Raw genomic sequence first — 23902 nt, forward strand, 5'->3', positions numbered from 1 at the left:
TTTGTTTAACGGAAGCCCGGTTCGTCGAAGCTGCGCAGTTTGCGTGAATGCAGGGTCCCAATGGCGGCTTCGTCCCGCAATAGCTCCATGGCCCGGATACCGATCTGCAAATGTTGGCTGACACTTTGTTCGTAAAAGGCATCGGCCATACCGGGCAGCTTGACCTCGCCATGCAAAGGGCGGTCCGACACGCACAGCAAGGTGCCATAGGGAACGCGGAAGCGATAGCCATTGGCTGCGATGGTGGCGGATTCCATATCGATGGCGATGGCGCGGGATTGATTGAAGCGCAAGGCCAATTCGTCAATGCGCAATTCCCAGTTCCGGTCATCGGTGGTGACAACGGTGCCGGTGCGCAGGCGTTCTTTCAACAACCGCCCGTTCAATCCGGTAACGCTGGATACAGCGGCGGCCAGTGCCACTTGCACTTCGGCAATGGTGGGCAGGGGAATGGCGGTGGGCAAAGCGCCATCCAGCACATGATCGTCACGCAGATAGGCATGGGCCAGCACATAATCGCCCAGCCTTTGGCTGCCGCGCAGGCCACCGCAATGGCCCACCATCAACCAGACATGACTGCGGAGCACCGCCAGATGATCGGTGACCGTTTTGGCATTGGACGGACCAACGCCGATATTGACCATGGTGATGCCGGTGCGCCCTTCGCGTACCAGATGATAGGCCGGCATTTGCGGCGGCTTGGCGATCACATCTTTCGATGGGGGCTTGCCGCGGCGCGTGATCCTGTTCCCCGGCTCTATCAGCATCTGATAGCGCCCCGCTTCCACCTCTGCGCGGCCAAACTCAATGAATTCATCCACATAGCGCTGATAGTTGGTAAACAACACGAAATGTTGGAAGTGCTGCGGATCGGTGGCGGTATAGTGCCGGATGCGATGCAATGAATAATCAATGCGCTCTGCGGAAAACAGCGACAAAGGGGCAACACTTTCTACCCCGCTAATGCGTTTGCCATCGACGATATCGTCATTGGTGGCAATCAGATTGGGCAGATTGAAGCGGCTTTTGATCTCGACCCGGCGCTCTGGTGTAAGGGCAGAGGCGGCGCGTTCCAAAGCAAAGGTCAGCGGAATACGGGTGGTGCTTTTCCCCACAAAAAATACCGCATCATGTTTGCGGATCAAAGAGGACATCTGATCCAACAGATAATCGCGGAACACATGCGGATGGGTGATCTGCATGCCGTGAAAGCCCGGCCCGTTGATATTGCCGAAAGCCAGATTGCTTGTGCGAGATAAAGACTCCGGCTTAACAATGGCGGCCAGATACGGATAGAATGCGGGGCGGGACGGGCCTTCCAGCCGATTTTCCTGAAAGGCTTCGAAATCTTCCTTGATCAGGGCGATCGCATCTTCATAGAGCGCGGTCAACTGATCCATCGCTTCGTCTGCTGTGTTGCAGCGGACAAGCTCCGTAGCCGGAAAGGTATTCAAAAGCGCATCGTCAGTCGGCATCAGATCCATCACGCTATTCCTTTAAGCCCCTAGCCTCTTTTTATGAGTGCTAAAGCGATAACAGGATACTGGCAAGAGCCGTGCTTTACCCGCTTGGGCCATATCCCCCGACCATGTGGCTTTGCGTGGCGATATCCACAGTCTGGGCGGACATTCATTCACGAACATGCCCGCCCAGACATATAGCTGGAATGGTCTTAATCGCCGTAGGGAAGCCAGACATTTTTCACCTGCGTTGCTTCACGCAGGAATTGGCGGCCTTCGCCTTGGGTGTTTGAAGCCCAATCGCGGGCCTTGCCATTGTTCACCCATGTGCGCTTCAGATTGTCCGCAGACAGGCGTTCCACCATTTCGCTGCCTTCTGCGCTGCCGAAATACCAAATGCCATCCAGTTGATCATGTTGGGCCAGCACTTTTGCCAAGCCTTCACGGTCGCCAGTGACGATATTGATGGCCCCGCTGGGCACATCCGATGTTTCCAGAACCTGATAGAAATCGGTGGCGATGAGCGGATAGCGCTGGGACGGGATCACGACCGAGCGGTTCCCCATGGCCAGATGGGGCGCGATCAGCGAAATGAAGCTTAAAAGCGGGGCGGTATCGGGGCAAACAACGCCCATCACACCCAAAGGCTCGTTCATGGCAAGGGCGATATTGCGCATGGGCGGTGTGTGTACCAGCCCATCGAATTTATCGGCCCATGCACCATAGCTGAACAAGCGGGCGATAGAGGCGTCCACCTCGGCTTTGGCGGCCTTGGCAGATGCACCGGTCAACAGGCTTAGACGCTGGGCAAATTCCTCTTCGCGGATCGATAGATTTTCCGCAATATAATAAAGGATTTGTGCGCGGTTATGGGCGGTGGCTTTCGACCATCCCTCGGCCTTGAAGGCGGCTTCTACCGCATCACGAATGTCCTTGCGGTTGCCATCGCCAACGCGGCCCACAAATTTTCCGTCATGGCCCGCAACAGCAAGGCTATTGCCGCCATCGGGGCGTTTTTGCTTGCCGCCGATATAATTTTTCGGCGTACGGTCGATCACATCCACATGCTTTGTGGAAATTTCCGGTAGTTTGGCGTTGTCTACAATGTCGGACCCGGATTTGCGCCATTCATCAGACCGTTTGAGATATTCAAACATGCCTTCCCGGCCGCCTTCACGGCCAAAGCCGCTTTCCCGATAGCCGCCGAAACCGCAAGCGGCGTCGAACTGGTTGGTGCAGTTGATCCACACCACGCCCGCCTTGACCATGCCGGCAATTTCCAAAGCCCGGTTGATATTTTCCGACCAGACACTGGCAGACAGGCCGTAGCGGGAATTATTGGCAAGCTCGGTAGCCTCCGCCAAGGTGCGGAAGGTGGTGACGGTAAGAACCGGCCCGAAAATCTCTTCCCGTGCCGCCACATTGGCGGGTGATACATCGGTAAGAAGGGTGGGCAGATAATAGCATCCTTCCGTGGGGCAGGGGACATCAGGCTGCCATTTGACGGCGCCTTCCGTGACCGACTGATTGACAAGACTGTCGATGCGGTCCCGCTGGACAGGATCGACAATGGCCCCCATATCCACCGCTTTATCCAAGGGTGACCCCAAGCGGAAATGATTGAGCCGGTGTTTCACCTTTTCAATCAGCCGGTCTGCCACACCTTCTTCAACAAGCAGCCGCGATCCGGCGCAGCACACCTGCCCCTGATTGAACCAGATGGCATCCACAAGCCCTTCAACGGTGCTGTCGAGATCCGCATCGTCAAAGACCAGAAATGGCGATTTTCCGCCCAGTTCCAGTGTCAGCTTTTTGCCCGTGCCTGCGGTGGCCTTGCGGATCAGGCGGCCCACATCGGTGGAGCCGGTGAATGCGATTTTTGTCACCGCTTCATGGCGGACCAGCATTTCGCCGGTGTCGCCCGCGCCGGTGATGATGTTCACAACGCCATCGGGCAAGCCCGCTTCGCGGCACATTTCGGCAAAATAAAGAGCGGTGAGGCTGGTATATTCGGCGGGTTTCAGCACCACGCAATTGCCCGCGGCAATGGCAGGTGCAATTTTCCATGCCATCATCAAAAGCGGGAAATTCCACGGGATTACCTGGCCCACAACGCCCAGCGGTTCATAGCCAGCCAGTTCGCTGTCCATCAATTGCGCCCAGCCCGCATGATGATAAAAATGCCGGGCGGCCAACGGGATATCCAGATCGCGGGTTTCGCGGATCGGCTTGCCGTTGTCCATGCTTTCAAGAACGCTTAAAAAGCGGCTGTTTTTCTGGATCAGGCGGGCCAGCGCATAAAGATGCCGCGCCCTTTGATGGCCGGAAAGTTTCGACCATTTGGCAAAGCCTTTTTGGGCCGCTTCAACGGCTTTATCCACATCCGCTTTGCCGGCGATGGAAAAGCGCGCCAAGGGCTTTCCTGTGGCCGGATCACGGCTTTCAATGGTTTTTTTCTTATCTTCGGGCGCAACCCATTTGCCGCCAATGAACAGATCGAAACCATCGGGATGGCCATCGAGCCATTCTTGCACATAATCCGATTGTTCCGGCGCGGGACCATAGGCCATGGTCTCAAAAATCTCGGCTACTTTTGTGGACATAACGAGCCCTTATCCCATCGGGTGACGGTGAGCGGCCGAATAACGGCCAGTGACGAAATGTTCGAGCTGACGCTCGATATCGGTAAGCAGGCGGGAGGCGCCAAAGCGGAACAGATCCGGATCGAGCCAATCCGTGCCCAATTCTTCTTTGACCATAATCAGATATTGCACCGCATCCTTGGCTGTGGAAATGCCGCCTGCGGGCTTATATCCGATCTTGAAGCCGGTGCGTTCATAATAGTCGCGGATGGCGCGCATCATGATCAGGCTGACAGGCTGCGTGGCGTTGACTTTTTCCATCCCCGTCGAGGTTTTAATGAAATCCGCCCCGGCCATCATTGCCACCATCGAGGCTTTCGCCACTTTGCTGGCCGAGCCCAATTCGCCGGTGGCCAGAATGGCCTTGATATGGGCATCGCCGCAGGCATCCCGAAAGGCTTTCACCTCTTCATAAAGCGCTTGCCAATTGCTGGTCAGCACATGACGGCGGGTGATGACGATATCAATTTCTTTTGCCCCCGCTGCCACGGATTCCTGAATTTCCGCCAACCGCAGATGGAAGGGCGAAAGCCCTGCCGGAAAGCCGGTGGAAACAGCCGCTACGGGGATATTGGTGCCGGTCAGAGCCTCAACAGCGGTGGCCACCATTTCATGATAAACACAGACCGCACCAACGGTGATGTTTTTATCGGCAACGCCCAACGCTTCCACCAGATCGGCGCGGATTGGCGCCTTGGCTTTGGCGCACAGGCGGCGCACCCGACCCGGCGTGTCATCGCCAGACAAAGTGGTCAGATCAATGCAACTGATCGCCTTCAAAAGCCATGCAGCCTGCCAGTCTTTCTTGACGGTGCGGCGGCCCTTCAGGCTTGCGACGCGGCGTTCCACCGCCGACAGATTGATACGGATATCTTCCACAAGACCGGCATCAAAGGGAATGCCTTCATTGCGGACAATAAGGTTATGCCCAACGCCATAGGGTTGGCGATTGTCATGGGGTGTCAGATGCGTGACCTTTTGTTCACTCACGAAAGTAGACCTTTCCTTGGCGGTCGTCACAAAAAGCTTTTGCCTGCGGCCAGAGGCGGCAGGTCAAGATGCTGGCTTAAAGATTGTCCAATATCGGCAAAGCTTTCACGCAAGCCAATATCGGCAGGGGCAATATGTGGTCCAAAGGCAATGACCGGAATATATTCGCGGGTGTGATCCGAGCCGGGCCATGTGGGATCGCAGCCATGATCGGCGGTCAGCACCGCGATGTCGTCGTCCTTCATGGCGGCTTTCAAGATGGGCAATTGCTTGTCGAAGGCTTCCAGAGCAGCGGCATAGCCCGCCACATTCCGCCTATGGCCATAAAGCATGTCGAAATCGACGAAATTGGTAAAAATGATCGCGCCATCGGGAGCGGTTTCCATTTCCGCCATCAAGGCATCGAACACCGCATCATTGCCATGGGCCTTTACGGATCGGGTGATGCCGGACCCGGCGAAAATATCGCTGATCTTGCCGATACCGATCACCTCGCGGTCCGCTTTTTTGCCGATATCGAGAAGCGTATCTTCATGGGGCGGCGTGGCGAGATCGCGGCGGTTCCCCGTGCGCTCGAATGTTTCGGGGCTTTCCCCCAAAAAGGGGCGGGCGATGACGCGGCCAATATTATACTCGTCCACCAGACGCCGGGCGATGGCGCACAGATCATAAAGCCGGTCCAGCCCGAAATAGGTTTCATGGGCCGCAATCTGGAACACACTATCAGCCGATGTATAAACGATGGGCTTGCCGGTTTTGATATGCTCTTCCCCCAGCTCGGCAATGATGGTGGTGCCAGAGGCATGGCAATTGCCCAAAACGCCGGGAAGGTCCCCTTCACGCACCAGCGCTTCAATCAGCGCATCGGGAAAACAGGGGGCCTCTTTTGGAAAATATCCCCACTCGAACAGGACGGGCAGGCCCATCATTTCCCAATGTCCGCTGGGTGTGTCTTTGCCGCGGCTGCGCTCTGCCGCAGCACCATAGCGGGCCTTGGGGGTTGTGGGCAGGTCAAAGGGCACCTGACCTCCGGCATTCTTGGCGGCATGGCCCAAGCCAAGATCCAGCAAATTGGGGATGATCAAGGGCCCATGTCGTAAGCCGGCCTGATTGGCGTGGCCTTCGGCACATTGGGCGGCGATATGGCAAAAGGTGTTCGCCCCCACATCACCGAACTGGGCGGCATCAGGCGCTTCGCCGATGCCAAATGAGTCAAGAACAGCCACGATCGCGCGCACATCAATTCCTTGCAGCGAGAGAAATATAGCGACAATACCGCACAGTGCCAAAATTTGACCGAAAAGTCAAAATTGGATTCGTAAAACAATGCAGTGTCATGCCAATGGCAATCACGGCTATCGCCATTTATGAGTTTACGAGCTTGTAAATGTGCGCCCAAAACACAAGGCTTGTCCAGAGAACCGTTTTTTTGTTAACAATCTTTGAGAGTTTTGACAGCAAAATTATTTGCGAACGGATATTTGAACCATGGAAAAGCGTCAGGAGAGGGATTTATCACCCCTGAAACAATCTGCACGCAGCCCGGATATGGTGATCAAAAAAGAGACAATGGGTAAGCAAGAACCGTCGGAACGGGTCTATCTTGATATCTCTAACGCTATTTTCGAACAGCGCTTGAAGCCGGGCACCAAACTGGGAGAGCAGATGCTGTGCGAGATTTTCGGCGTTAATCGTCCGGTGATCCGCCGCGCCCTGATGCGTTTGTCTTATGAAACGCTGGTGGATATTCGTCCCAATCGCGGGGCCTTTGTGGCCAGCCCAAGCCCGGAAGATGCCCGACAGATTTTTGAAGCCCGCCGTGCCGTTGAAGAATGGATCGCGCGCCAATGTGTGGCCTGCGCCGGGCCGTCGGATATCGAGCATCTGCACGCTCATGTTGCGATGGAGGCCGAGGCCAGACGGTCTGGCGACCGGCTGCATGTGATTCGCCTGTCCGGCGCGTTTCATCTGGAATTGGCAAATATCACCAAAAACAGCCGGATGCGGCGCTTTCTAGAGGAATTGGTGGCGCAAACATCGCTGATCATCAGCCTTTATGGCAAAAATGATGAAAGCCTGTGCGATGATGATCATGCGCGCATTGTAGAAGCCATTGCCCAAAAAGATTCAGAAAGCGCTGTGAAGCGCATTTGCGCCCATCTGGACTCCTGCCTTTCCAGCCTGTCTTTTGCAGAAGAAAATGACAGCACCGACCTTCGGTCTATTTTTATGGACCAGCACCATCACAACACTCTTTCTTCATAACGCCGGATCTTCGGTGGCCCACAAGACCACTGCTTTTGGAGACATTCCCTATGACAGACTATGATATCGACGCCTGCGTGCGTGCCATTCGTGAACGCCATTCCGGGCCTTTTCCCAAATCCGCGCTGATTTTGGGCAGTGGATTGGGGCGCTTTGGCGAAACCATGCAGATGGATAGCGTCATTCCTTATGGCGATATTCCCGGTTTTCCCGTGTCCACCGTGGCCGGTCATTCGGGCAAGTTGCTGATTGGCTCGATCAATGGGGCGCCGCTGGTATGTATGCAGGGGCGTATGCATCTTTATGAAGGATATCCGGCCCACCGGCTGGCCATTCCCATCCGCACGCTGAAGGCCCTTGGAGTGGAACAGATCGTTATCACCAATGCCGCGGGCAGCACCCATCTGGATATGGGACCGGGGTCTTTGATGATGATCGAGGATCATATCAATTTTTCGGGCCAGAATCCGTTGATCGGCCCCAATGATGATCGTTTTGGCGACCGCTTTTTCGATATGTCCGATGCGTGGAATGCCGACCTGCGCGGCCAGTTGCAGGCGGCGGCAAAAGCCGAAGATGTGACGCTTCATTCCGGTGTGTATCTGCAAGTGGCGGGGCCGAATTTTGAAACGCCTGCGGAAGTGCGGATGTTCGCGCAATGGGGGGCAGATGCCATTGGTATGTCCACAGTGCCGGAATGTCTTGTGGCCCATCATGCGGGGATGAAAGTGGCGGGCATTTCAGTGGTGACCAATCTGGCGGCAGGCATTGCCAAACATGCCCTGAGCCATGATGAAACCATTACGGAAGCCAACAAGGCCTTTGAAAATATGCAGCGTCTTTTGGCGCGTTTCTTTGCCGATGGCCATAAGGTTGCGTAATCGGCACAGGGAGGGAGGAAGCCGAAGGGGGCCGGGATCTGGTGCTAAAAGCTGAGTTTGCAGCAGCCCAGATCAATGGCATCGCCTTCGGTTGCATTATGGACGCCTTTGGTCAGGCGGTAAGCCACGGCTTTGCCTTGCCGTTCGCTTTCCAATAACCCGCCTTCACGCAAAACCTTCAGGTGGTGGGACAGCAAATTCTGTTCCATCGCCAGATGTTCGTTAATGTCCTTGACGATCATCGGGCCATCGGTCAATAGCCGCACAATGGCAAGGCGGGTGGGATCGGCCAGCAGTTTTAGTCGATCAACGCAGGCAGTGGTGGGCAGGGATGGTGTTGTCATCAGGTTCCCGTTCTTTCATAGGGCGCATCCGCCCGATTATGTCGCCCGGTTGGCCATGACATTAGCCAAGGCGGCCCGAAAAATAATCCCGACCTTCGGCGCTTTGAGGGGTGTGGAGTAAAGCCGTTGCCGGCCCCGCTTCTGCGACATATCCACAGCCATTTTTCACCCAGAATAATGCCATATCGTCGGCAAGGCGCTGAGCCTGCGCCATGTTATGCGTCACCAACACCAGGCTCAACCGTTGTTTAAGCGATTTCAGCAGCGTTTCCACCTTTTCCGTGGCCAAGGGATCGAGCGCGCTGCATGGTTCATCCAGCAAAAGGATATGCGGCTCTAACGCCAAGGCACGGGCCAGACACAGCCTTTGTTGCTGGCCGCCGGATAAAAGGGTGGCGTTACAGTCCAGCCGGTCTTTCACTTCATCCAGCAACCCCACGGCTTCAAGTGCGCTTTCCATCCGCTCGGCACAGTGGGCGCGATTGGGCCCGAAATGTTCAAAAATGGGGATTTCCATATTGCGGCGGATGGATAAAGGGAAAGGCGTGGGCCTTTGGAAGATCATCGCCACCCGCCTGCGCAGATCCTCCAAGGGCATGGGATGATCGTGCAAAGAAGTGCCAAACAACCGCACATCGCCGCTAACGGTGCAGCCCGGTATCGTTTCATCAAGGCGGTTCAGTGCCGTCAGAAAACTGGATTTACCGCAGCCTGATGGCCCGACAATGGCGGTGATGCTGTTGGGGCGCACCTTTAAAGACACATCGCACAATGCACGCTTGCCGTGATAGGCAACATTTAATGCGCTGGTTTCCAGTGCATAAGGACTGGTTTCAAGTGCATAAGGACTGGCGGGGGCATCAGCAACCATTGGGCTCTCCACGACGGCGATTGCGCATATGGCCAAGGGCCATGATCGCCAGATTGATGATCAGCAGCAGCGCCACCAATACAGCAGCAGATTTATAGGCATTGGTCGATCCTCCGGGCACGTTCATGGCCAGATCGAAAATATGGACGGAAAGGGCGCGGCCGGAATCGAACACCGATCCGGGCATGCGGGCAACATAGCCGCTGGTAAACACCAAGGCGGCGGTTTCCGCCAAAGCCCGTCCGATGCCTAAAACAAGCCCGGTGCTAAGGCCGGGCAGGGCAGCAGGCAGCAAGATGTGCCCCATTATGGTGGTGCGCGATAATCCCAAGGCTTGCGCCGAGCGGTGATAATAAGCGGGCAGGCTGCGCAAGCTGTGTTCCACCGAGCGGATGAGAAATGGCAAAATCATGACTGCCAAAGTCAAGGCACCCGTCAGGATGGAAACGCGAAACCCCAGATATTGGGCAAAGACAGCATTGCCAAACAGCCCGAATATGATGGAGGGCACACCAGCAAGGGTATCAAGGCTTTGGCGGATCAATCGGGAAATGCGCGGATAAACATGGCATAATTCGCTCAGGAACATGCCCGCAAGCAACCCCAAAGGGGCCGCAATCACGATGCTGAGGCTGATGATATAGAGGGTCGCCACCAGCACACTGCGGATGCCGCCGCTGCGTCCGGCATTGAGCGGGTTCTGGATAAGGAACGCCAGATCGATCCCCGCCAGACCACGCCATAAAATGTCGCCCAAAATCCACAGGAACAAGGCCGCCAGCAAGAACGCTCCGCCGGCAAAAGAGGTGGCAAGAATGCGGTTGGAAACAGAGCGCTTCATGGGGCTTTGTCCGTGCCGTCGCTTTTAAATCCCGCCGCCATGACAATGACCAATGTTATCAGCATCACCAAAAGCCCGCTCATGAACAAGGCCGCGCGATGTGCCTCCAGCGCATAGCCCATTTCAAGGGCGATATTGGCGGTCAGTGTGCGGACAGGGTCTAAAAGCGATGTGGGAATATGCACCACATTGCCGGCCACCATCATCACCGCCATGGTTTCTCCCAAAGCGCGGGCAAGGGCCAATAATATGCCAGTAACAATACCGGGGCGGGCCTGGGGCAGAATGATGGTGCGCAGGATCGTGCCGCGCCCCAGTCCGAGAGCGCGTCCGCTTTGCACCGTTGCCATTGGCACGCTTTTAATGGCCAGTAGGGAAAACACCGTCAAGGTGGGGGCGATCATGATGGCCAGCACAATGCCTGCCGTTAACAGACTGGTGCCGGGCGGTGAGAGATGCACCATGATGGGGACCAATGTCACCAGCCCCCAAAGGCCAAACACCACCGAAGGAATGCCGGCCATCACTTCGATCAGCTTTTGTCCGAATGCCGCTATTTTGGGTGGCGCATAAACGCTGAGATAAAATGCGGTTGCCAGCCCCAGCGGCGCCGCCAGAAGCAACGCCAGAAAGCTGACGGACAGGCTGCCGACAAGAATGGCCAGCAAGCCGAACCCACCCATAGAGGGGCGCCAATCCGTACTGGTTAAAAGCGTGCTCAGGGACGTATGGTGCAGGACCGGCCAACTTTCCATGCTGATGAACAAAACAATGAACAACAGCAAAACACCAGACAGAAGGCCCGCGGCCATCAGCCCTATGGACAGCAACCGGTCAGCGCTTTGGCGGGACAAAAGCAAGGCTCCGGATTAGCGCATCGGCGGAATCGGATTGCGCATAGGCAATAAAATCTGCGGCTTTGGGGGAGGATGTGTCCTTTGTCACAAAATTCAGGGCGCGAGTCATGGGGAAACGGCCATCAGCCACATGGGCGGTGCTGGCGGCAATGCCATCAAGATGGAGTAGCTTGATGGCATTGCCATGTTCAATGGCGGTTTCCGCCGTGCCGATAGAGACATAGCCAATGGCCGAAGGATTGGCGGCCACGGTTTTGATGCCTTGTTCATTGTCGCCGATCACCACGTCGGGGCGGATATCGTCGTCCGACAGCCCAAAATATTTCAAGAATATTTCCAAAGTGGAACGGCCTTGCGCCTTATGGACCAGAACCACCTTTTGGTCGGGGCCACCAAAGGCCGACCAATTGGCAATCTTGCGGGTATAAAGGGCGCTGGTTTGATCGCTTGTCAGGCCGTCAACAGGATTGGTCTTGTGTACGATCAAGGCAACGCCATCACGGGCGACCAGATGGCTTACAAGATCGGATTCGGTTGGCTTCAGCGCCCGGCTGACCATGCCGATATCGGCAAGTCCGCGGCGGATATCGGAAATGCCGCGCGAAGAGCCGCCGGTTTCCACATCAATGCGGGTTCCCGGATGGGCTTTTTCATAAGCGCGGGCCAGCTCGGCTGCTAAAGGGGCAATGGTGGACGAGCCGGTTAGCAAAATGCGATTTTGCTCTCCATGTCCGCTTTCGGGAATGAAGCCATATAGAATGGCAGCGGCCAAGGCGAAAGCAGCGCCAAATTTTGCCAGAGTTTTGGGCGACACAATAGACCTGTAAGATGAGACCATAAGGCGGTTTTGCCTGAGAGATGATCTCTAACTTAGATCGGAACCAATGCCAATTGACATCAATGTGAATTGATTTCAAGAGTCCTTGCGTTTTACCCGGCTGGCAAGGGCGCTGGCCATCAGGCTCGGCGGCGTTTGCGGAGAGAAATGCGTCAAATATGCTCCGTCCGGTCCCATCAGCATGATGTTGGTGCTGTGGTCGATCAGATAGGTGCTGTATGCATCGGCTTCGGTTTTGGAAAACCGCACCGCATAGGCTGTGGCCATGCGCTTGATATCGGGCAACGGGCCGGTAAGCCCGGTGATACGTGGATGAAAGCTTTGAAGATAATCGGAAAGGGCATCCGGCGTATCGCGCTCTGGGTCCAGCGTGACGAAAACCGGTTCAATGGCTGAAACCAGATCGGGATATTTTTTTTCCATGTCATAAAGGGCGTTGGAGACGGCCAGAAGCGACATGGGGCAAACATCGGGGCAGAAGGTATAACCAAAGACCATCAACATATATTTGCCGCGAAAATCATCGGCGGAAACCGGTTTTCCATCGGTGCCGGTCAGAATGAAGGGGCCGCCCACAGGGGCATCCAGATCTACCTCCATATCCGCTTTTGGAAGCGCATCCGCATTGGTGGCAAGGGCCGTCTCTGACGACCGGTTGTTTATATAAAGATAAAAGCCCACGGCCAGAATGATGGCAACGCCGAGGATGAGAAGCCCCATCCCCCGCCGTGATTTCTTTGGCATGTCTTTGTTCATGGAACGATCCAGTCGCTAACCGGGACAACGCCTTTGCGGTTGCTATCATCAAAGCGCACGATCAAGGCGCCTTTCGAGCCAAAGCGCTGGCCCGGCCCTAGGGAAAGGCGCGGATGGGGGCCGGGATCGAACGCGGTGCCGATATTATGCTCGATCAATTCCAGCAAATAGGCCCCATAATAATCGCTCAGCATATGTTCGACAGCGAACTGTATGGATTTCATGGAATAATAGGCCTGCAACTGCATAGGCCAATCGGGAATGGCCAAACGGCGGGCCCGTAGCCACGCACGGATGCGATAAGAATCCGCATGATATGCACTGGGCTTGTCATAAGGATAAGTGGCCAACAACAAGGCCCGCTTCGATGCATCCACGTCTTTGCGAACAGCGTCGATGGCGGTTGAAGCCACATAGATGGGGCGTTTTTCATCCGCTTTTATACTGTTTAACGCCTTTGCTGCGGCATCCACATGATGGCCTGGCCAGATCACCAGCGTATCGAAGGACTTTTTATCCTTCAAAGCCCGCTCAATGGCTTTGGTCAATGCTTTGGCCGACTTGACCTTTTTGGTTTTTAGCGAGGCATTTTCCAGCTTTGTATCAAGGACTGCGCTGAATTCCGCGGCAGGGCGTGCTCCTTCTGCATCATCGCTATGGATTTGCAGGATACGGCCCACTTTTTCTGTGCCGGCCAGATGGGTAGCCAGAACATCGGCTTCCAGCATCAACCCGCGCGAGAAATAGATGGTGAAGCTGTCTTCTCCCACTTTATCAGCGGGAAGGTCGGTGACAGGTAAAATGCAAGGCACGCGCTTTTCATCGCAAAAATTGGCGACGGGGGTATAATCGCCTTCCACCAAGGCACTGGCCACAAAAAATACCGGATGGTCCTGATAAAGGGCATCCAGTTGCGCTTGCCATGTGTTTTCGCTACCGGTCAAACGCCATACGCTCACATCCCATTCCCGATAGGAATCGAGAAATTCAGACCGGTAATAAGGGGAATAGCCGGGGCGTGCCAGATCGGTGCGAATGTCTTTATTGATCCAATCTGCATAAGCGGTGACGAGGCTGGAAAAGGCCTCCGCCCGCTCGTCGGACACATCACCAGCGATGATGGTCGCCACCTGCAACCGCTTTTCGCTGACGCCTTTATCAACATCCGCATAATTGCTTTTTAAAAAGGCGGTCAGATTGGCCACATCCGCATCAGACAGCGCATAGCGGGGCATGATAAAATCGAGCTCACGGCCCGCAGGGTCAATGCCTGCACGAATGGCATGGCCCAGACTTTTCTGATCATAGGCTTCGCGCAGCCGCCCACGGCGGGCGCCATCAACAAAGAGTGGCCCTTGCGGTTCCTTGTAATATTCCTTGAACCGCTCATTGCGCAGGGCCCGATTGGAAACGCGGTCCTCGAACAAATAGGATGCGGTGATGGGAGGGACATAGGTACCCCCTTCGCTGGACCCCATACCGGATGGGCGATGGCAACTGACGCAGGTCATCTGACTGCCATCAATGCTGAGATCGCCTGCTGTGACACCTGAAATCGGAGCGCCATCGGCCCCGATCCCTTCATAATAAAGTGCCCGGCCCAAAGTGATATCGCCTTTGTCAGCGGTGTTGTTTTGCGCCGTAGCGGAAGGGAACGCGCCCGTTGCAACAGCGCCGAGAAGCGCGGAACAAAGCGAAAAAATACGAAGAGATGTCACAATCCGGGGTTCCTTTATCGTGCGGCCGTTTCATGCTGAAGAACGGTGGTGAATTCTTTGACCAGAGCCGCTTTGCTCAGCAATCCGTCCAGCCGTGTCCACTCATCACCAGCCTTGCTGCGCAGATAGGTATAGGGGCGATGGTAAATCTTGTTATTGCTTTCCAAAAGCGCATCGAAATTCCCGATCACCGTCCGGATATCTGCGAGTGAACCGGTAAGAAAGGTCCAGTTTTCGCCAGCATTATATCGCTGTGCATAGCGGGCCAATCTTTCGGGCGTATCATATTCAGGATCGATGGAGATAGAAAGCAACCGGGTTCCGGGGGCAAGGTCTGCCATTTCATGGGAGGCTTGGGAGAAACTGGCCGACAAAACCGGGCAAACCGTAGCGCAACTGGTGAAAATGAATTGCAAAGCCACCGGGCCGGGCTGATCCAGCATATCCTTGAGAGAGCGGGCCGTTCCCGATTGATCGTAAAGCGTTACATCGGGGGTGCGATAAGCCGCGCTGGTAACCTTGTAATTGGCACTGGGCTTGGCTGGTCCATCGAACATGATGAATTTTTGTGAGCCATGCCCCATTTCATGCGCGCCCGATTTCATATCATGGCCCTTGTGCATGTCATGGCCAGCATGGGCATCTTGCGCTGCGGCGGGAAGAGCAAACAGAAAAAGCGGGGCGGCCAAGGAAAGAGCGAAAAGCCCCGAACGGCGGTTGTGGGAAATCGTCATGTGCGTCCTTCCTTCAGATAAAAGATCGTCTATTGGTTTAGAGGTCGTCTGGAATAAAGAAGCCCGTCTTGAAAATTTGCAAAAAACTGCCGGGCCGAAGCCCGACAGTCTGAATATTTAAGCGCAAACCTTAGTGCACCGACCAGATCGCTACACCATGATGGAAGGGATCGAACTGGTAGAAGCGCAGGCGCTGGGCCGGGTCATACCGATATTCGATTTCCACATCATGCTCACCAAGGCCATCAACATTGGTATTGCTGGAAGACAACTGGCTGGCCAACAACAGTTCTTGCTGGATGAGAGTAGCTTTTTCACCACGTGTCATCGCCCGTGCTTCTTCCATGGTGGTGGCCAGGTCGCCCAAGCCTTCCATGGTCGCAGCGGAACCGAAGATGCCATTTTGCGTGTAACCGCCTTCAGGCAATTCGGCCGGGGGCACAATAGCCGGATTGATGGTGTTGGGCATCCAGTTGGTCCGCCCGAAGGTGAACCACGGGCCCTGACCGTTCAATGGCAGGGTGTTGTGGAAGGTGTTTTCCCAGCCACGCAGACCACCGAAATCGATGTTCATATAGGCATGAGGGAAGTAATCACCGTTCAGCAACTTCACTTTCAATGTGGAGCCACGGGTGACCCACTCGTCCCAGCGAGGCTGGGCATGGGTGGCACCATCATGACCATTTACCGATCCATAAATGGTGTTGTTCACATAGAACAACGTGACATGGGAATCGGGATCATCATGAACACCGCGGGGCAGAACATTGCGGTTCTTCCAATCGAAGAACGCGGCTTCGATTTCTTCCACCAGCAAACGGGCGGTACTGTTCGCATCACGACCATTGAAGTTGTATTCCTTCAGGGCCTTCAATGCGATCCACATGCGCTTGGCCGGAGCCAGATCGCCGATCATAGAGATGGCGGCCAGCTTGGCTTCTTCGCTTGAGGACGGTGCCGCGCCGAAGACATCGATTTCCCACTGGTCGAGCGTTTTACCAGCAGCGACCTTGAGGGTGTTTTCGATGGCCTGAATGCGCTGGGGATGGACGCGCCAGCCCCAGTGATAAGTCAGATTCCAAAACCGCCCGGGGGCCATTTTGTACTCAAACTCATAGCGCTTGCCTTCATTCATGGGGAAGAAGGTGCCGTCCAGAGCCACGGACGGAACAGCAGCCCCATCCCGCAGATTGGGATCGTCGAAATACATCACGAAGGGGGCAAAGTCTTCATGACCGCGGGCCACCACGTCGATGACATAGTGGATGGTCCATTCCTCGTCGAGGACATTGGACGGATCAATGCCGAAGGTGTCGGACATAACCGCATTACGGGTCCAGACCTGATGCACGGTGACGGATTTGGTTTCTGGATCCACCACTTTCATCTGTTCGGGGCCTTTGTAGTTCAACAAAGGCATGCCGCTATAGACCCGGTCGATTTCATTGCCTTCAAGGATATCGATGGCGAATTGAACATCGTCCTGATCAACGCGAACGGCGACCCGTTCACCGATCTTTCCTGCGCCATTGCCACGGCCAATGACCTCACGGTCACCACGGCGCGGATCGGCAGGAACGCGAAGACCGCCGCGGAAGCGGGTTTGCAGGGTTGCCCACAATTCACGCCAGTTTGTGGCTTCTTTCAAGCGCTTGATAACACGGGCCAGGTCTTCTTCAGGGCCGCGGTCATCGCTCAGCACACTCACAACTGGATCGGGATGCAGATTATAGGGGTTCTCTGCGGTCGAAGGCAGGGTGTTGGGAATTTCATTCCCCGCAGAATCCAGCGCATTGCCATAAATCGTAGGCAACAGGTTGGATGGGTTTGTGCTGTCTGCACCCATTGTCTCCGAAGGAGCAAAGGGGTGGCCAGCGCCCGACAGACCTTCAGCAGAGCCTGTTTTATAGACCGATTTGGTGCCATCATTGATGACGTCCATTGTCCGGTCTGCGGGCAGGGGCTGGTAGGGCGCCCCATCCTGGGCGAATACCGTTCCGGTCCCCGCCAGCAACAAGGCTGGCAAGAGAACGGCGGTCATGCGCCTTTCGAGTTTCGTTCTCATTACGTCACTCCATTCATTCCGTTTGAGCCAATCGAGCAGCGCTTAAAGCGTTGCTCTGTGGTTCCACGCATAGGCGCTCTTGCCCGGAAGGGCGGGGCCTGCCATCTGCGGAGACGCCGGCTTTTTGCGGGGAAGCATCCAGGAGATGCGGTGAACGGCATCCTGCGTCGTGATCTTGGCAGGGAAGGTGCCCCAGATCCGGGCATTGCCGGTGGCATTGCCGTAGAATACAAGGCGGCCCATGCCAGCACTGGCACCACGGTTGAAGTGATACAGGCGCTGGGCAAGCATGGCAGGTTCTTCGCCGCTTGCACGCATGAACACCCATCCATCCGGTGCGTTGTGCTTGGCGGCAAATTCAGCCAGGCGTTCCACCGTGTCGTTCACCGGATCAACGGTGATCGAGGTGAGGAACACATCGCGGCCAACTTTATCCCCAAGACCTTCAACGATTTTCGCAATCTGCTCGGTCTGGACGTGCATTTTGTCGTCGTCGATCGAGAAGAAATTGACCATGAACACTTTGTTCTGGATGCGATCTTCAAAGAAACGGACGGGTTCGCCTTTATGAGACATGGCATGCACATCCGGGAAACCGCAGCGTTCATTTAGATTGAGCTGATGCACCGAAGTGGGCGTCAGGCTCTCATTGGGGCCGCACTGGGCGGCGCCGCTCAACAATTGTCGTCTTGTCGTAGACATCGAACTGTTTTCCTTTTCGAGAAAATTTCCTGGAAGGGGCTCAGTCGCCGTCGCCCGGCTCCACAAGATCCCAACGCACCATCATGGCGTGATCCTCATGCACCACATTGTGGCAATGCATGATGTATGGACCGAGGAAATCGCGCCAACGACCGAAGAATTTCACTTCGTCGCCCGGTCCGAGTTCCACCACGTCTTTCTTGGTGTCCAGGAAGCTGAAAGGTTCAACCGGTTTCCCATTGACTTCGAAGATCTGGAATTCCTCCATGTGCGAATGCACCGGATGCGCCCAGCTATCGCCGGTATTGCGCCATGTCCAGATTTCCGCCGAACCGCGTTCGATCTTCGCATCGGTCCGGTTGGGGTCCATAAGCTCGCCATTCACGGTGAACAGTCCGCTGTCATAGTCGAAGTCCCAAACCCGCTCGCGCCGCACCTCATTGAAGTTGATGTCGGGCTGACGGCGCATGAAGTCGGGAATCTGCGAAGGATCTTCCACATCGCCCGCCTGCACGCGGAACTGCATGATCAGATGACCCTCATCAAGCTGGGTACCGTCTTGCCCTGCGCCATCTTCACGCATGCCAAGGCGGTTGACGATGTAAACATTGTCACCGGGATTGAAATTGGAGAAGTCAATGATCACATCATTACGGTTGGCCACCCAAAGCTTCAACGTTTCGGATTCGATCGGCGTTTCACGAAGGTTTCCGTCGTTGGAGAGAATGAGCCAGTTGGTTGCACGCTGGGCATTCGGGTCAGCACTATCAGTTGCAAGATGCAGCTCATAGAGGCGGCTCGGCCCACCATTCAGGATGCGGAAGCGGTATTTGCGGCGCTTCACATCAAGATAAGGCTGGATGGTGCGGTTGACCGTCATGGTATCGCCCAGCATCCCGAAGGTGGCGTGCTGGAAGCTTGGCAGATATTCGCCGTCGATTTCCTGAATGTCGGGAGAGAAGAAGTCCCAGACAACCTGGCCGTTTTCGTCGAACTGCACATCATGCAGAATCAGCGGAATGTCGTATTCGCCGCTGGGAAGACGGAAGGCGTGCGGATTCGTATCCCTTTCATTGTCGGAATCTTTCTCGTCGAACAAGAGATAGAAACCGGCATTACCCGCATACACATTGGTGGCAGTGAAATCGAGACGATGGTCATGATACCACAGGGTGGTCATGCGCTCGCGATCATCGCGTCCGGTTTGGTCACCGGCAGGGAAGTTACCATAATGGTAGTCCCAGAATTCACCCGGCTCGAAATAATCCTGCGGAATACCATCGGATTCAGAAGCCGTATGGCCATTATGCAAATGGATCGAAAAGCTGGGAACGGCGAAATTGACATTCCCTGTGCCAATTTCCGGATGTTCATTCAAACGACGAACAAACACGGGCTCGCCATATCGGGCCTTATAGGTCGGCCCGGGGGCGATATTGGTGAAATTCGGTCCAGTGAAGGTGTAATGCCACGATCCCTGATCGAAAGGAGGTTGCGGATGGTAGGACCACCGCGATTCCTGCATGCGCTCATAATAGAATTTCTGAGGCGTGAATTTGTCGTACAGCTGATGCCGTTCGGGGTCGGGCGCCATGCCGCCAAGGCTAGGGTCCAGAAGATCTGACTGCGGCACAGATTGGGCAACAGGCATCCGGAACAATGGAGCCGTGAAGGGGGTAACCTTCGGACTGGGGCGCGAAACCCAGGACGGCCTGAATGTTTGAGGGAAAATCAGCCCACTTTGTGGGAAGTTCCCCGGTTGGCGCTCGATAACATGCTGTGGTGGAGCGCTCATAGCATACTTTGATGCAAGGCCTGCGCCTGCGGCGGCGGCCCCCAATTTCAAAGCATCTCGCCTTTTGAACATAAGGATTTCTCCAGGTTGACGTATAGATCCGCGTTGCCGCTGAAGCGGCTGCTTCAACGGGTGGTTTTTGACCTTCGCCGATACGTGCAATTTGCACGTTGTGTTCACATGACCCCTCGGCTCGATCGTTTCAGCAAGATCGCTTCCCCCCTCTTAGTAGAGCCCCCAGCAAGGGAATGGTGATGGTCCGTACCATGCGATCATTGCGTGAATAAGATTATCAAAACTAAACCTCGTTGTGCAACTATAAAGTGCCTATCTCGATTTCAACATATTTCCTCATAATTCTGCCCTACACAAGTTTCGAATTTGCAAACGGGAGAGTTTTTTCCATATAAAATATATGAAATACAAAAATCCTTACATATCAATAGATTATATAGACATTTTTGGTTTGTACTGTTAACAAGAATGTGAGTTTTAGTGTTTCATGCTTTGCACTGCTGTTTCACTTTGTATATTAATGGTAGTGTTTTGAAGTTGTGCGAAATTGTAAATATGTCAGACTAAATTTGTTGTTAATCTATTTATTAAGAGAAAATTAACCAAATCGTAATCGTAAAGGGTGTATTCTGGCGCACGCCCATAAGGAAAGGTCCGGCGATGGCGACGAAGAATTCCATGTCCGATCAATTCGCCACTTATCTGGCGGATAACGGGCATTTGCAGTCGGCTATGTTGGAGCGCGCGCAACGCGTTAGCGAGAGCACCGGTGAATCATTGAGCGTTTTGCTATTGAAGCTGGGCTTGATGTCGGAACGCGATTTGGCAAATGCATTGGCACAATGCTACGGATTGAATCTTGTCGAGTCGGCGGGTTATCCGGTTGATCCTGTTGATGGTGCCGATTTTAAGATTCGATTCTTGCGCCATGCGCGACTCGTTCCTTTGGCTTTGTCCGACGAGGAACTGGTTTTGGCCATGGCCGATCCGGGGGATCGCTTTGCCATTGAGTCCATGGCGCTTCTGACCGGCCGGTCTGTTCGGGTCATGGTCGGGCTTCCCAGTGAAATTGAACAGGCCATTGAGCGGCTCTATGGTCCCCAACGGGAAACAGCGTCCAATAGCGATGATGGATTGGACGGGTTTGATGATGGCCTTGAGACAGATATCGAGCGCTTGCGCGATCAGGCAAGTGAGGCTCCGGTGGTCCGCCTTGTGAACCGGATGATTGGCGATGCCATCGACCTGCGGGCATCGGATATTCATCTGGAGCCATATGAAACCCGGTTGCGCTTGCGCTATCGCGTGGATGGTGTCTTGCAAGATGGAGAGGCGCCGCCGGCACGGCTGAAAGCGGCGATCGTCTCGCGCCTCAAGATCATGGCGAAGCTCAATATTGCCGAGAGGCGTTTGCCGCAGGATGGCCGCATCAAGCTGGCGGTGCGCGGCTCTGCGATTGATTTGCGTGTCTCCACCTTGCCGTCTTTGTTCGGGGAAGGGGTGGTGCTGCGTGTTTTGAACCGGGATTCCGTCAGCCTCGATTTTGCATCTTTGGGGATTGAAGGAGACAATCTGCAGCGGCTGAAGGAAGGCTTGGCGCGTCCCAATGGTATTTTCCTTGTCACCGGGCCGACAGGATCGGGGAAAACCACCACGCTTTATGCTGCCCTGTCGTCTCTTAATGATGCCGAGCGTAAAATTGTCACCGTGGAAGATCCGGTGGAGTATCAACTGGACGGGGTAAACCAGATTCAGGTGAAGCCAACGATCGGGCTGACCTTTGCCAGCGCTTTGCGCGCGATCCTGCGACAAGATCCCGATATTGTTCTGATCGGTGAAATCCGTGATCTGGAAACCGCACAGATTGCCTCGCAAGCGGCGCTGACCGGACATCTGGTTTTATCCACCTTGCACACCAACAGCGCGGCGGCCTCTGTTACGCGGCTTTTGGATATGGGGGTGGAAAGCTATCTGGTGACAGCAACCCTGAACGGCGTGGCCGCGCAAAGGCTGGTCCGTCGATTGTGCGATGCCTGCAAAACGCCTTATTCCGTGGATGAAGAAACCAGTTTAAAGCTGGGGCTGGATCGCTTGGGCGGCGGCGTGGGGGATACGCTTTATCACCCGAAGGGGTGTGAACAGTGTGGCCAAAGCGGATATCGTGGCCGCACCAGTATTTTGGAAACATTGGTCATGACCGATGACTTGCGGCGAATCATATTGAAGGATGGAGACGAACGGGCGGTTCATCGGGCGGCCGTGGCGGCAGGAATGCGCACGCTTTATGAAGATGGCTTGCGCAAGGCTCTTTTGGGGGAAACTTCTGTGGAAGAAGTTCTCAGAACAGCACAGGAGGGCTAAGCCATCATGGCTGTTTTCAGCTATCGCGCGGTGGATGGTGCAGGCAAGCTGGTGGATGGCCAACAGATTTGCCCTGATCGTGCCAATCTGCTGGATGATTTACGCCGTCAGGGGCTGCAGCCCATCTATATCAAAGAGCGGGGGAGCGCTGGCGGGCGCACCGCAGGTGGCCTTGGCGGTCTGGGTTTTTCCCTGACACTAAATAAAGAACGCCATTTGGGGGATGAGGGGCTGGCCCTGTTCACGCGCGAAATGGCAACCCTTGTGGATGCAGGGCTGCCATTGGAACAGGCGCTGTCCATGCTGGCCCAGCAGCAAAATGGCCAGTCCGCTGGCGCAAAAGCCGCTGCCGGATTGTTGGAAAAAATTCGCGCAGGGTCCACATTTGCCGATGCTCTGGGGGCCGAGCCCGATCTGTTTCCGGGGCATTATATCGGTCTAGTGCGGGCTGGAGAGGCGGGCGGCACATTGGATCAGGTGTTGATGAGCCTTGCGGATAATCTGGAACGCGCCCGCGCTTTGAAACAGGATATTAAATCGGCCCTCAATTATCCCATTTTGATTCTGATGGCTTCGGGCGGGGCTGTTTTGGTTTTGCTTTTGGGGGTGATCCCGGAATTCGAGCCTTTATTTGCAGGGGCCGGGGCGGCACTTCCCGCATCGGCGCGGTTTGTTATGGGCGCTTCGCGGGCATTGCGCGAATTCTGGTGGGCTTTGCCGCTTTTGGCCTTTGGCCTTTTCATCTTTTTACGCCTTGTGTCTCAAAATCAGACGGTGCGCGATAAAGTGCATGGCTGGATGCTGGATATTCCCGTTGTGGGGCCTTTGCTGCGCAAAATCGAAGCGGCCCGTTTTTGCGGCACTTTGGGGGCTTTGCTGACCAATGGAGTTGAAGTGGTTCCCGCATTGCAAATGAGCGGACGCACGGTGTCCAATTCAAAACTGGCCAAGGCGGTAGAGCAGGTGTTGCCTCGATTGCGTCGGGGCGAGGGGTTGACCGGTCCGCTGGAAGAAAGCGGTATCCTTCCCCCTTTGGCGTTGCGACTTTTGAGAGTTGGCGAAACCAGCGGCAAGCTGGAGGTGATGTTGCTGACCATCGCCCGCATTTATGAGGGCGAAATCAGCCGGGAAACACGCAAGCTGGTGTCTATGCTGGTGCCGCTTGTGACATTGTTTCTGGGCTTTGTGGTGGCGGGGATCATCGGATCGATCTTGTCCGCTATTCTGACCTCTTATGATTTGCCATTTTAAGGGGGGGGATGATGCACAAGCGCCCATATCCCGTTCAAAGGCGGCCCAATGGCTTCACCATGATCGAGCTGTTGGTGGTGATGGCGGTGATGGGGCTTGTGATTGCCGTTGCCACACCGCGCTTTCACCATGCCTTGCCGGGTTTGGAATTTCGGCATGCGGTGCACAATCTGGCCGCCGCCATGCGCCAGACACGGGCGGCGGCTATCGCAAGTGGAGCCACGCAAGTGCTGGTGCTCGATCTGGACGACTCTCTGTATCAATTTCCCAATGGTGACCCCCAAGCATTGCCGCAAGGTCTGCGCTTTGAGAATCTGGTGGATGTGACAGACATTGACCGGGATGAAAGGCAGGTGCGCTATGTGTTTTATCCCGATGGTACGTCGCCGGGCGGACGCGTTTTAATCGAGACGGGGCAGGGCACTACGCCACGATCTGCGGTTATTGAAATCGACTGGCTAACCGGGCGTGTGCGCGTCCAAGAGGATGCGGATCGTGTGTAAACGGAATTTAAAT

The 23902-nt window shown here is 55.2% G+C and carries 20 protein-coding genes; 5 read left to right on the forward strand and 15 right to left on the reverse strand.

Annotation, left to right across the window (positions count from 1 at the left end; all coding sequences use genetic code 11):
- Window positions 1–5 precede the first annotated feature (5 nt).
- The 4 genes from IEX96_RS01450 to IEX96_RS01465 form a co-directional block, all read right to left on the reverse strand.
- A complete protein-coding gene (locus IEX96_RS01450; protein ID WP_150004820.1) occupies window positions 6–1475 on the reverse strand; it encodes an AMP nucleosidase in 1470 nt (489 codons plus the stop codon).
- A gap of 197 nt (window positions 1476–1672) precedes the next feature.
- Entirely contained in the window at window positions 1673–4063 is a 2391-nt protein-coding gene (locus IEX96_RS01455; RefSeq protein WP_229773452.1) for an aldehyde dehydrogenase family protein, read from the reverse strand.
- 9 nt (window positions 4064–4072) lie between these two features.
- Complete coding sequence (gene deoC, locus IEX96_RS01460; RefSeq protein WP_373293732.1) at window positions 4073–5020, reverse strand: deoxyribose-phosphate aldolase; 948 nt, start codon at window positions 5018–5020, stop codon at window positions 4073–4075.
- Window positions 5021–5118: 98 nt separating this feature from the next.
- Window positions 5119–6330, reverse strand: coding sequence for a phosphopentomutase (locus tag IEX96_RS01465; RefSeq protein ID WP_150004764.1), 1212 nt, complete (start codon window positions 6328–6330; stop codon window positions 5119–5121).
- Window positions 6331–6661: 331 nt separating this feature from the next.
- On the opposite strand from IEX96_RS01465, the gene IEX96_RS01470 reads away from it, so the two are divergent.
- Both IEX96_RS01470 and IEX96_RS01475 read left to right on the forward strand, forming a co-directional pair.
- On the forward strand, window positions 6662–7357 hold the full coding sequence (locus IEX96_RS01470; protein ID WP_188873360.1) for a GntR family transcriptional regulator: 696 nt from the start codon (window positions 6662–6664) through the stop codon (window positions 7355–7357).
- Between the two features lie 50 nt (window positions 7358–7407).
- Window positions 7408–8238, forward strand: a complete 831-nt coding sequence (locus IEX96_RS01475) for a purine-nucleoside phosphorylase (protein WP_150004766.1) — start codon at window positions 7408–7410, stop codon at window positions 8236–8238.
- Between the two features lie 44 nt (window positions 8239–8282).
- Here the strand turns inward: IEX96_RS01475 and IEX96_RS01480 are convergent, their stop codons facing one another.
- The 11 genes from IEX96_RS01480 to IEX96_RS01530 all read right to left on the reverse strand — a co-directional run bounded on the left by IEX96_RS01480 (window position 8283) and on the right by IEX96_RS01530 (window position 19615).
- Complete coding sequence (locus IEX96_RS01480) at window positions 8283–8582, reverse strand: ArsR/SmtB family transcription factor (protein ID WP_149999257.1); 300 nt, start codon at window positions 8580–8582, stop codon at window positions 8283–8285.
- Between the two features lie 61 nt (window positions 8583–8643).
- Window positions 8644–9453 (reverse strand): phosphate ABC transporter ATP-binding protein, encoded by an 810-nt coding sequence (locus tag IEX96_RS01485; RefSeq protein ID WP_150004767.1) that lies wholly within the window; start codon window positions 9451–9453, stop codon window positions 8644–8646.
- Window positions 9443–10294: a phosphate ABC transporter permease PstA gene (gene pstA, locus IEX96_RS01490; protein WP_150004768.1), complete on the reverse strand. Its 852-nt coding sequence runs from the start codon at window positions 10292–10294 to the stop codon at window positions 9443–9445. Before pstA ends, IEX96_RS01485 begins: the two co-directional genes overlap by 11 nt.
- Window positions 10291–11148, reverse strand: a complete 858-nt coding sequence (gene pstC, locus IEX96_RS01495) for a phosphate ABC transporter permease subunit PstC (protein WP_229773454.1) — start codon at window positions 11146–11148, stop codon at window positions 10291–10293. The genes pstA and pstC overlap by 4 nt, the downstream gene beginning before the upstream one ends.
- Window positions 11129–11965, reverse strand: coding sequence for a phosphate ABC transporter substrate-binding protein (locus IEX96_RS01500; RefSeq protein ID WP_229773455.1), 837 nt, complete (start codon window positions 11963–11965; stop codon window positions 11129–11131). Before IEX96_RS01500 ends, pstC begins: the two co-directional genes overlap by 20 nt.
- 99 nt (window positions 11966–12064) lie before the next feature.
- On the reverse strand, window positions 12065–12745 hold the full coding sequence (locus tag IEX96_RS01505; protein WP_150004770.1) for an SCO family protein: 681 nt from the start codon (window positions 12743–12745) through the stop codon (window positions 12065–12067).
- On the reverse strand, window positions 12742–14463 hold the full coding sequence (locus IEX96_RS01510; RefSeq protein ID WP_150004771.1) for a c-type cytochrome: 1722 nt from the start codon (window positions 14461–14463) through the stop codon (window positions 12742–12744). Before IEX96_RS01510 ends, IEX96_RS01505 begins: the two co-directional genes overlap by 4 nt.
- A gap of 14 nt (window positions 14464–14477) precedes the next feature.
- Window positions 14478–15197, reverse strand: a complete 720-nt coding sequence (locus tag IEX96_RS01515) for an SCO family protein (RefSeq protein ID WP_150004772.1) — start codon at window positions 15195–15197, stop codon at window positions 14478–14480.
- Window positions 15198–15327: 130 nt separating this feature from the next.
- On the reverse strand, window positions 15328–17262 hold the full coding sequence (locus IEX96_RS01520; RefSeq protein WP_150004773.1) for a hypothetical protein: 1935 nt from the start codon (window positions 17260–17262) through the stop codon (window positions 15328–15330).
- Between the two features lie 42 nt (window positions 17263–17304).
- Complete coding sequence (locus tag IEX96_RS01525; protein ID WP_150004774.1) at window positions 17305–17964, reverse strand: SCO family protein; 660 nt, start codon at window positions 17962–17964, stop codon at window positions 17305–17307.
- A 40-nt stretch (window positions 17965–18004) separates the two neighbouring features.
- Complete coding sequence (locus tag IEX96_RS01530) at window positions 18005–19615, reverse strand: multicopper oxidase family protein (protein WP_229773456.1); 1611 nt, start codon at window positions 19613–19615, stop codon at window positions 18005–18007.
- A gap of 819 nt (window positions 19616–20434) precedes the next feature.
- On the opposite strand from IEX96_RS01530, the gene gspE reads away from it, so the two are divergent.
- The 3 genes from gspE to IEX96_RS01545 are packed head-to-tail and all read left to right on the forward strand — an operon-like array spanning window position 20435 to window position 23889.
- A complete protein-coding gene (gspE, locus tag IEX96_RS01535; RefSeq protein WP_150004775.1) occupies window positions 20435–22135 on the forward strand; it encodes a type II secretion system ATPase GspE in 1701 nt (566 codons plus the stop codon).
- A 6-nt stretch (window positions 22136–22141) separates the two neighbouring features.
- Entirely contained in the window at window positions 22142–23386 is a 1245-nt protein-coding gene (locus IEX96_RS01540; protein ID WP_188873361.1) for a type II secretion system F family protein, read from the forward strand.
- 11 nt (window positions 23387–23397) lie between these two features.
- Window positions 23398–23889 carry a GspH/FimT family pseudopilin gene (locus IEX96_RS01545; protein WP_188873362.1) on the forward strand — a complete coding sequence of 164 codons (492 nt, stop codon included), beginning with the start codon at window positions 23398–23400 and terminating at the stop codon, window positions 23887–23889.
- The last annotated feature ends 13 nt before the right edge of the window (window positions 23890–23902 follow it).

This window comes from Iodidimonas muriae, from assembly GCF_014647255.1.
Taxonomy (GTDB): domain Bacteria; phylum Pseudomonadota; class Alphaproteobacteria; order Sphingomonadales; family Rhodothalassiaceae; genus Iodidimonas; species Iodidimonas muriae.

Coding starts and splice junctions, on each gene's coding strand:
- IEX96_RS01450 (WP_150004820.1), bottom strand. CDS start 1,475: ATGCCGACTGACGATGCGCTTTTGAATACCTTTCCGGCTACGGAGCTT.
- IEX96_RS01455 (WP_229773452.1), bottom strand. CDS start 4,063: ATGTCCACAAAAGTAGCCGAGATTTTTGAGACCATGGCCTATGGTCCC.
- IEX96_RS01470 (WP_188873360.1), top strand. CDS start 6,662: ATGGGTAAGCAAGAACCGTCGGAACGGGTCTATCTTGATATCTCTAAC.
- IEX96_RS01475 (WP_150004766.1), top strand. CDS start 7,408: ATGACAGACTATGATATCGACGCCTGCGTGCGTGCCATTCGTGAACGC.
- IEX96_RS01480 (WP_149999257.1), bottom strand. CDS start 8,582: ATGACAACACCATCCCTGCCCACCACTGCCTGCGTTGATCGACTAAAA.
- IEX96_RS01485 (WP_150004767.1), bottom strand. CDS start 9,453: ATGGTTGCTGATGCCCCCGCCAGTCCTTATGCACTTGAAACCAGTCCT.
- pstA (WP_150004768.1), bottom strand. CDS start 10,294: ATGAAGCGCTCTGTTTCCAACCGCATTCTTGCCACCTCTTTTGCCGGC.
- IEX96_RS01505 (WP_150004770.1), bottom strand. CDS start 12,745: ATGAACAAAGACATGCCAAAGAAATCACGGCGGGGGATGGGGCTTCTC.
- IEX96_RS01515 (WP_150004772.1), bottom strand. CDS start 15,197: ATGACGATTTCCCACAACCGCCGTTCGGGGCTTTTCGCTCTTTCCTTG.
- IEX96_RS01520 (WP_150004773.1), bottom strand. CDS start 17,262: ATGAGAACGAAACTCGAAAGGCGCATGACCGCCGTTCTCTTGCCAGCC.
- IEX96_RS01525 (WP_150004774.1), bottom strand. CDS start 17,964: ATGTCTACGACAAGACGACAATTGTTGAGCGGCGCCGCCCAGTGCGGC.
- IEX96_RS01530 (WP_229773456.1), bottom strand. CDS start 19,615: ATGCCTGTTGCCCAATCTGTGCCGCAGTCAGATCTTCTGGACCCTAGC.
- gspE (WP_150004775.1), top strand. CDS start 20,435: ATGGCGACGAAGAATTCCATGTCCGATCAATTCGCCACTTATCTGGCG.
- IEX96_RS01540 (WP_188873361.1), top strand. CDS start 22,142: ATGGCTGTTTTCAGCTATCGCGCGGTGGATGGTGCAGGCAAGCTGGTG.
- IEX96_RS01545 (WP_188873362.1), top strand. CDS start 23,398: ATGCACAAGCGCCCATATCCCGTTCAAAGGCGGCCCAATGGCTTCACC.